Annotated in this window: 9 protein-coding genes and 1 pseudogene; 4 read left to right on the top strand and 6 right to left on the bottom strand. The window is 65.5% G+C overall.

Annotated elements, in window-relative coordinates; translation table 11 throughout:
* Together ABZW16_RS31265 and ABZW16_RS31260 are read right to left on the bottom strand one after the other, a co-directional pair.
* Positions 1-251, bottom strand: a pseudogene (locus ABZW16_RS31265) (hypothetical protein); the annotation flags it as partial.
* 126 nt (positions 252-377) lie between these two features.
* A complete protein-coding gene (locus tag ABZW16_RS31260) occupies positions 378-863 on the bottom strand; it encodes a hypothetical protein (protein WP_354959680.1) in 486 nt (161 codons plus the stop codon).
* Positions 864-1,164: 301 nt separating this feature from the next.
* Between ABZW16_RS31260 and ABZW16_RS31255 the strand changes: the two genes are divergently transcribed.
* Both ABZW16_RS31255 and ABZW16_RS31250 read left to right on the top strand, forming a co-directional pair.
* Positions 1,165-1,695 carry a DUF4282 domain-containing protein gene (locus ABZW16_RS31255; RefSeq protein ID WP_354959679.1) on the top strand — a complete coding sequence of 177 codons (531 nt, stop codon included), beginning with the start codon at positions 1,165-1,167 and terminating at the stop codon, positions 1,693-1,695.
* A 219-nt stretch (positions 1,696-1,914) separates the two neighbouring features.
* Positions 1,915-2,787, top strand: coding sequence for a helix-turn-helix transcriptional regulator (locus ABZW16_RS31250; RefSeq protein WP_354959678.1), 873 nt, complete (start codon positions 1,915-1,917; stop codon positions 2,785-2,787).
* Positions 2,788-2,811: 24 nt separating this feature from the next.
* Here the strand turns inward: ABZW16_RS31250 and ABZW16_RS31245 are convergent, their stop codons facing one another.
* Complete coding sequence (locus tag ABZW16_RS31245) at positions 2,812-3,234, bottom strand: MarR family transcriptional regulator (RefSeq protein WP_354959677.1); 423 nt, start codon at positions 3,232-3,234, stop codon at positions 2,812-2,814.
* Positions 3,235-3,319: 85 nt separating this feature from the next.
* Here ABZW16_RS31245 and ABZW16_RS31240 point away from each other — a divergent pair, with 85 nt between their 5' ends.
* Positions 3,320-4,777, top strand: coding sequence for an MFS transporter (locus tag ABZW16_RS31240; protein WP_354959676.1), 1,458 nt, complete (start codon positions 3,320-3,322; stop codon positions 4,775-4,777).
* Positions 4,778-4,849: 72 nt separating this feature from the next.
* Here the strand turns inward: ABZW16_RS31240 and rfbC are convergent, their stop codons facing one another.
* Positions 4,850-5,398: a dTDP-4-dehydrorhamnose 3,5-epimerase gene (rfbC, locus tag ABZW16_RS31235; protein ID WP_354959675.1), complete on the bottom strand. Its 549-nt coding sequence runs from the start codon at positions 5,396-5,398 to the stop codon at positions 4,850-4,852.
* A gap of 3 nt (positions 5,399-5,401) precedes the next feature.
* The gene (gene rfbA, locus ABZW16_RS31230) at positions 5,402-6,274 is read right to left on the bottom strand and encodes a glucose-1-phosphate thymidylyltransferase RfbA (RefSeq protein ID WP_354959674.1); all 873 of its coding nucleotides are present in this window, start codon (positions 6,272-6,274) and stop codon (positions 5,402-5,404) included.
* A gap of 260 nt (positions 6,275-6,534) precedes the next feature.
* Here rfbA and ABZW16_RS31225 point away from each other — a divergent pair, with 260 nt between their 5' ends.
* The gene (locus ABZW16_RS31225; protein ID WP_354959673.1) at positions 6,535-7,542 is read left to right on the top strand and encodes an alpha/beta hydrolase; all 1,008 of its coding nucleotides are present in this window, start codon (positions 6,535-6,537) and stop codon (positions 7,540-7,542) included.
* Between the two features lie 318 nt (positions 7,543-7,860).
* On the opposite strand, the gene ABZW16_RS31220 is transcribed toward ABZW16_RS31225, so the two are convergent.
* Positions 7,861-8,568 (bottom strand): hypothetical protein, encoded by a 708-nt coding sequence (locus ABZW16_RS31220; RefSeq protein WP_354959672.1) that lies wholly within the window; start codon positions 8,566-8,568, stop codon positions 7,861-7,863.
* Positions 8,569-8,636: the final 68 nt, after the last annotated feature.

Here is an 8,636-nt window from a genome sequence, read left to right as displayed (position 1 = left end):
GTTGATTGAGTTGTAGTGTAGTTATCTGAGATTGTTGTTTTAGTATGAATTGGTGTATTATCATGAATACTGCTATGATCCAATTCATGTTTTGTGGGGCAGATGAACCCCCTGCTGAACGGATCGTCCCGATCACCGCGAACCGAGGTCACCCGGTCCTGTGCGTCAAGGGTGAGCTCGAGTCCGCAGACCGCCTCGCACAGCGGGCAGGTCCGCAACAGCGTCCGGGTGTCATCAGTGATCTGGGCCATATCCACATCATCGCGCGCGATGGATGTCTGCGCATGCGGAAACAAGAATGACCGGTATCGCGAATGAGCGGATACCGGTCACGGTCGGTCAGGGCAGTGCGGACCCCGCCCGACGGATGCGTGAGCTCAGCAGGCGACGCTGGCCACGGCGGATGCGCCGCGCCGGGTGAGCGCCGAGCGAACGGCCGCGCCGAGCGCGACGACCGGCGGGATCCAGCGGGCCTCGCCCGGGGCGACGCCCCAGCACGCCTCGCCGGTGGTGAGCTGGGTGGGGGGCAGCGGGATGCCGTCGCCGTCGGTGTAGACGGTGGCGCCCGCCTCGCGCAGTGCCTCCAGCGCCATCGCGGCCTTGCGCAGGCCGGTGACCAAGTGGATCTCGCGACGCTCGGCACCGGGGATCTCGATCACCGGGCCGGCAAGGTCGTTAGCGCGCAGGTACCGGCGAACCTCGCCGGCCAGCTCACCGCTGATCTCGATGCCCGATACGTCCTCGTCGGTGATCAGGCAGATCCCGTTGGCCGTTTCAGCGATCGTCCACCCGCGCTGGATGTAGTCCTGCGCCGCGGCAGTCATATCTGCCGCTGATGCGGAAGTCGGAAACGTGGTGCGCACTGTTTTTCTCCATTCCCCGATAGACCTGGGTCCTGCATACGTGGTGGGTATCGGGACAGGGTGGGCAGAGCGTTACGGGTTGTACAAAAGATCTTGTTGACTGTCGGATTCGTCTCACCCGGTGCGCAATAGCTATCACCCGGGCATCTATTGGCGGGCCGCGGAAATGGGGGAAGGATCGCCATATGAGTGAGCATCGCGAAGCGATTCGATGGGGGGCGGCGGTCGAGTGACGGGTGGGCGTGCATCGCGAAGCGATTCGACGGGGGGCCGGGCGACGAATGGGCCCGATGAGCCCGACGTGGTCGAGGCGCCGGGTTCGGCCGAACTCGAAACCGAATCACGCTGGATCGCTTGGAAAGAGAATGCGTCTAGGCGATTCGCGCGCGGTACGGACGAGCCGGAACCTGCCGAACCCTTCGAAAGTCCGCGGGCCTGGAGCGCCGAGGCCGCCCGCGGCCTGCTCGACGTGCAGTTCCACCGTCCCGCGACCCGGACCCTGCTGCCCCTCGCCTACATGCTCGGCCTGGCCTTCGCGATCGGTATCCCGATCGCGCTGACGGTCCTGATGTGGCAGGTCTCGGCGGTTCTCGGGGTGCTGACCGGTTTGCTCGCGATACCGCTCGGCCTGACCATCGCGGCCGTGGTGCGCCTACTGCTCGAATTCCTCGAGAACGCCGCCAAGCTGGCGTCCAGGGTCGAACACATCGCCGATCTCGCCGACGATCTGTTCCAGGCGCTCTCCGATGTCGCCGAGCCGGTCAACCAGCTCTCCGAAGACGTTCGTGCCGTGCAGTTCTGGCGCTTCCGCAAGCGCGGCGCGGGGAAGTAGAACCAGGCTGAATTGCCGGATCATCCCGGGCGGGAACCTCTTCGGCGCTCGTGCGCCACCGGCGTACCTGGGACGCCCATCGTGACCAGTGTCAGTTTTACTGTGAAACAATGCTGTTCGGATATCCGGATATCTGTTGCGGATATCGGTGGAGACGCGCCGGACCGGCAGACTCGGGAGGACATCCGGGTGATTCGGCGCACGGCGCGAGGGGGAAGCATGGCTTTACCGCAGGGCACGACCGGTTCGACCATGCCGCGCAGGCAGCTCGGACGGCATCTGCGTGATCTGCGCAATCGGGCCAGGATGACCACCAGGATGGCGGCCCAGCAGCTCGAGTGGTCCGAGGCCAAGATCTGGCGCATCGAAACCGGTCAGACCTCGCTGCGCAGCCTGGACGTCGAGGCCATGTGCAAGATCTACGGTGCACCAACCGATCTCGTCGAACCGCTGACCGCGCTGGCCAGGGAGACCAAGGCCAGGGGCTGGTGGACCGGCTACAGCGATGTGATCGCCGAGGGCTTCGAGGTGTACATCGGGCTGGAGGAGGCCGCTCGCGCGCTGTCCACCTATGAGAGCGAGTTGGTCCCCGGACTGCTGCAGACCGAGGCCTATACCCGTGCACTGCTGCGGTCGGCGCGGCCGGAGGCATCGGAGACCGATATCGATCGCCGGGTGCAGTTGCGCATGGCCAGGCAGGCGCTGGTCACGCGCAAGGATGCGCCGCTGCAATTGGATGTGGTGATCAGCGAGGCGCTGCTGTGGCGGCGCATCGGTGGTGACGCGGTGACCGCCGAGCAGCTGAGCCACCTGCGGCGCATGTGTGATCTGCCGAATGTGCGAATTCAATTGGTGCCCTCGGATTCCGGCTATCACGACGGCATGGATTCCGGCCGGTTCGTGCTCTTGGAATTCGCCGAGGCGCAGGGCGAACTGCACGAGCCGCCGGTGGTCTATGTCGAGGCGTTCACCGGTCCGGTGTACCTGGACAAGGAACCCGAAATCGAGCGGTACCGAAAGGCTTTCGCGAACATCAAATCGGCTGCGGTTGACGCGCGCCGCGTCATCGACGAAGCGCGCGAGAGTATCTAGCAGCTGCCCGGGTAGCTGGCCCGCTCAGCACTTCTGGCGGTTGCCCCAGGTGCGCCCGAGCACCTCGCGATGGGTCGGCAGCGCCGATTCGTAGACCTCGCGGCCCTTCTCGGTGAGACAGACGAAGATCGCCCGCCGGTCCTCGGTGCACATGCTGCGCGATACCAGTCCGTCGCGCTCCAGGCGCGCCACCGCGCGCGAGAGCGCACTCTGGCTCAGATAGATATCGCTGGCGAGATCGCTCATCCGGTAGTTGCCGCAGTCGGCGTCGATCAGCCGGTCCAGCGTCTCGAATTCGCTGAGTCCGATGTCGTGCTTGCCCTGCAGCTCCTTCTCGAGCGCACAGCTCACGGCGGCGTGCCGGTCGAGCAGCTCGCGCCACTCGGCGACCAACCCGACGGGCGCCACATCGCGCCCTACTAATTCTGTTGTCGACGGCTTCGACATGGCCCTATCCTAGTGCTCCGGAGCAAACCATGCAACCACATTAAATGTGTTGGCATTTAATGTTGTCGCATGTAATGTTCCGCCCATGACTTCTGCAGCAACCCTTTCGGACGCCACGGCGACCGATCCGATCAGATGGTCCACCCGTCTCTGGGGCATGCTGATCACGCTCTGCATTGTGTTGTTCCTCGATGGTCTCGACGTCTCGATGATCGGTGTCGCGCTGCCGTCCATCGGCGCCGAACTCGATCTCTCAACCTCCACCCTGCAGTGGCTGGTCAGCGGCTATGTACTCGGTTACGGCGGCCTGCTGCTGCTCGGCGGGCGCACCGCCGATCTGCTCGGGCGGCGCAAGGTCTTCCTGATCGCGCTCGCCGTGTTCGCAATTGCCTCGCTGGCCGGCGGTCTGGTCACCTCCGGCCCGCTGCTCATCCTGACCCGCTTCATCAAGGGCCTGGCCGCGGCGTTCACCGCTCCGACCGGTCTGTCCATCATCACCACCAACTTCGCCGAGGGCCCGGCCCGCAATAAGGCGCTGTCCATCTACACCGTGTTCGGTGCGGGCGGTTACTCCATGGGCCTGCTGTTCGGCGGTCTGATGACCGGCATCGGCTGGCGCTGGACCTTCCTGCTTCCGGTTCCGATCGCGCTCGCCGCGCTGGGCGCGGCCTGGGTGCTGGTGCCCAAGGACGAGGCCGCCGAGGAGGGTGGGCACGACATTCTCGGTGCGCTGCTGTCCACGGCGGGCATGCTGCTGCTGGTCTACACCGTCGTCTCCGCACCCGAGGCGGGCTGGGGCTCGCCGCGCACCATCATTTCGTTCATCGCCGCCGCCGTGCTGTTGGCCGGATTCGTCGCGGTGGAGAAGAAGGTGAAGTACCCGCTGGTGCGCCTGGGCATCCTGCGCAAGGTGACGCTGGTCCGGGCCAGCCTCGCGATCATCGCGGTCGCGGGTTCGTACTTCAGTTGGCAGTTCATCGTGACCCTGTACCTGCAGGATTCGCTCGGCTGGTCGCCGCTGAAGCTGGCCATGGCACTGCTGCCGGTGGGTCTGCTGGTGGTCGCGTCGGCGTTCTTCTCCGATAAGCTCGTCGACCGGTTCGGCACCGGACCGATCATCGCCGTCACCATGGTCGTGATGGCCATCGGCTACCTGCTGTTCCTGCGGCTGGACACCACGCCGTCGTATCTGACGATGATCCTGCCCGCGGTGCTGCTGATCGGCATCGGCTGGGTCGGCTTCCCCGCCATCAACATTCAGGCGACCAATGGCATCGATGACGATGAGCAGGGTCTGGCGGCCGGTGTGCTGCAGACCTCCATGCAGGTCGGTGCGGCCATCGTGCTCGCGGTGAACACCGCGATCATCTCCTCGGGCAGCCACGGGGCGAGCACCCCGGCCGCGGTGCTCGACAACTTCCGGCCCGGCCTGCAGTTCGCCGCCGGTGTCACCATCGTCGGCGCGCTCATCGCCATGACGGCCTACCTGCCCAAGCGTGCCAAGGCGCGGGCGCAGGAGCCGGAGTTGGAACTCGTCGGCTGAATCCCCTTCCGGCCGACAGTAAGTCGAATGCCACCGCTTCCCTCCCTCATCGGGGGCGGTGGCATTCGGCGTTTACGAGAAGGGCGGTGCGGCGGCGTCCTTGGGAGATCGGATATAGGTCAGCGGCTGACCGTCGAGACCGGTCTTGGGCCATTCGATGCCGAGCCGCGGATCGAAAGCATCGATATCCCGGTCGAATTCGGGTGTGTACTCGAGCGAACACAGATAGGTGACGGTCGAGTTGTCGGCCAGCGAGAGGATCGCATGGCCGAGCCCCTCGGATAGGAACATCGAGCGCCGGTCCACATCGTCGAGTACCACGCTGTCCCAGCGCCCGTAGGTCGGCGAACCCGGCCGCACGTCGACGACCACATCGAGAAACGCACCCCGCACACAGGTCACGTACTTCGCCTGCCCCGGCGGATCCTCGGTGTAGTGGATGCCGCGCAGCACCCCGGCCGCCGAGACCGAGCAGTTGACCTGGCGCAGATCGAACGGCCGACCGGTCACCTTCTCGAATTCCGAGGTCTTGAACGATTCGCAGAACATGCCACGGTCATCGCCGAATTGGCGCGGTGTGATCACCCATGCGCCCGGCACGGCGAGTTCATGGAACTCCATCGCTCACCAATCCCGTCCGCGTTCGAGCAGATCGAGCAGGTAGCTTCCGTATCCGGAGCGAACCAGCGGTTCGGCCAGCGCGCACAGCCGCTCATCGTCGATGAAGCCCTGCCGCCATGCGACCTCTTCCGGCACACCGATCTTCAGGCCCTGTCGCTGTTCGATGGTGCGCACATAGTTGGCGGCGTCCAGCAGCGAATCGAAGGTGCCGGTGTCCAACCACGCGGTACCGCGGGCGAGCACATCGACGCGCAGCCGATCCTGTTCCAGATAGGCGCGATTGATATCGGTGATCTCGTATTCGCCGCGCGCCGACGGCCGCAGCTCGCGGGCGATCTCCACGACATCGTTGTCATAGAAGTACAGCCCGGGGATGGCGTAATTGGATCGGGGCACCTTGGGCTTCTCCTCGATCGAAACCGCTCGACCGTCGGTGAATTCGACGACACCATAGGCGGTCGGATCCGATACCCAGTATGCGAAGACCGCGCCGCCGTCGATTTCGGTGAAGCGCTCGAGGCTGGTGCCGAGGCCCGGGCCGTGGAAGATATTGTCGCCGAGCACCAGTGCGGCGCTGTCGCCGCCGATGTGGTCGGCGCCGAGCACGAAGGCCTTGGCGAGTCCGTCCGGTTCCGGCTGCACCACATAGCTGATCGCGATGCCGAATTGCGAGCCGTCGCCGAGTAGGCGGGCGAACGCCTCCGCATCCTCCGGGGTGGTGATGACCAGGATGTCCTGGATGCCCGCCAGCATCAGGGTGGACAGCGGGTAGTAGACCATCGGTTTGTCGTAGACCGGGACCAGTTGCTTGCTCACCCCGCGCGTGATCGGATGCAACCGGGATCCGGTGCCACCGGCCAAGATGATTCCGCGCATGGTCCCCGAGTCTGCCAGGCGCATCGGGCTCGGCTTCGGCGAGGTTCCGACTCGCCTACAAATTGATCACGAACGTTTGGTAATCGGGCGTGGCGGGCGATAAGTGTTGCGTAGGTCACGCATCCGTGGTGTTCTGAAACATCAGTGTGTCACCCCTGCTGGGAAGTGACGCACACGGGTACGTGTGAGATGTCAGCGTCGACTCTTGCCTGGGTAACCGTTCGGTCGGGCTCGGCGCGCCAGTGTGAGGTAGGTGCGCGATGTCGGCGACCAGCGTGAGTGAATTCGACCCGCGTGAGCCGGGTTTGCTGATGAACCCGAACGGCCCGAGCGCGCCAGCGCGAATGCTCCTGGCGACCTGCCTCGGCGCGGTGCGCCCGGTATTGCGCCTGTTTCCGGTCAGCCGGGCGACCATTCCGGTCGGCGCCGTCGCGATCGACACCCTGGCCCGGTTGCGGCCGCAGCCGCGCGGCGTCGATCGGGAACAGGTGGCGCTGAACGGGTTTCGAATGGAGATCCTGCGCCCGTCCGGTGGTTCGCGTGCCCTGCGGCACGGCGCGGTGCTGTACATGCACGGTGGCGGCTTCGCCATCTGCGGACTGGGCACCCATCGTCCCATCGCGGCCAGCCTGGCCCGGCGCACCGGACTGCCCGTGGTCAATGTCGACTACCGGCAACTGCCGGGACGCAGTATCGCCGAGGCGATCGAGGATTGTCTGAGCGCCTACCGCTGGCTGCTGCGGCACGGTGCGGACCCGTCCCGGATCGTCTTGGCGGGCGATTCGGCGGGTGGGTTCCTGGCCTTCAGCACCGCACTGCGCGCCATCGAGGCCGGTCTGCCGTCCCCGGGTGGGCTGGTGGGGCTGAGCCCGCTCCTCGATCTGGACTACGCGGCCAAGCGGGACTACGTGAATGTCGAGCGCGATCCCTATCTTCCGCTGTCCGCGCTGGAGGCGGTCGTGCGGATCGGTGCGGAGCTGGACGGCAAGCTGGATCCGATGGTGTCGCCGGTCAACGGTGCCTTGGCGAGTCTGCCGCCGGTGCTGCTGATCGCCGCCGAGGACGAGGTGCTGCGCTATGACTGCGAGCTGATGGCCCGCAGGCTGACCGCCGCCGGTGTACCGAACGCGCTGGAGATCTGGCGCGGTCAGGTGCACGCCTTCATGGCCATTGCCCCCAATCTGCCCGAGAGCAGGATGGCGCTGGCCCGGGTATCCCGGTTCGTCCGCGCCCGACTCGAGCAGCCGCAGCGGGCTCGGACGGCTTGACCTGGATCGGCCGGACGAGTCGACCCCGCCTCCTGACTGCGCCTTCGGGTAGTCGGGAGGCGGGGTTCTTTGCTTGCGCCGCGGCTGTGGAATTTCCGTGGTCGTCCAAAGAATTCCCTGCGCGCCGAATTCCGGCCGCCATTTAGTTCGACCGCATTCACCTTTTGTTCATTTACTGGACAGGTCGAGTTTTTCTGACTCTGCAGTGTCGAACCGCGCTATCACGGTTACGTAATTCGACCGAACAGCAGAAACCCCGCCCGATCGGACCGGGCGGGGTTTCTCGCTCACTTCAGTTGTATAGAGCCGTCGCTCGACTTACTTCGGCGCGTTGAACGGCGCGGAGGTGGTGGCGAAGTACTGGATCGCCGCACCGATCGCGACCGGAGCCGTGATCAGGATCTGACCGGCCAGGGTGCCCAGTGCACCGACGGCGATGATGCCGCCGAGGCAGCCGATGGCGGCGGCCGGGATGAACGCACCGAACAGACCGACGATGGCGGCCGAGGCAACGGTCGCACCGGCGATACCGCCGAGGACGCAGCCGATGGCGCCGCCGCCGAGGCCGCCGACCAGGGTGCCGATGGTGGCGCCCATGGCGACGGTGTCCTTCATGCGGTTGAAGGCGGCCACCTCACGGTCGTACGGGGTCTTGAACGGCGCCTGGTCCTCGAAGGGCAGCGCGACCGGCTTGTAGGTGGCGTGCGCCATGTCGATCTGGGGGGTCAGGGTGGCGGTGCGGTCGGAGATCTCCGCCGCGACCGGGAATTCGAAATCATCGATGCGAGCCGTGAGCGGGGTGCCCGCGACGGTGGTGCCGTCGGCGGCTTTGATCTTGAGGGCGTTGTCCTCGACGACCAGCGAGCCGGCGTCGATCGAGATGATCGACTGGGTGTCGGTCGCGTGGGCGGTGAAGTTGATCGGGGCGTCGGCGGACTCCGCCGGAGCCGCGTTCACGGTACCTGCAGTGATGCCCATGGCGGCGATCAGCAGTGCCGACGTCGCGGCGAATTTCCTCATCAGCATTTGTTCTGGACCTCGATGTGAAGCGTTCGGAGGGGACTAGACGATCGAAATCTAGTGCAGCTAACGCG

The organism is Nocardia sp. NPDC004604 (genome assembly GCF_040609795.1).
GTDB lineage: Bacteria > Actinomycetota > Actinomycetes > Mycobacteriales > Mycobacteriaceae > Nocardia.
This window is presented reverse-complemented; position numbering and strand designations above follow the sequence as displayed.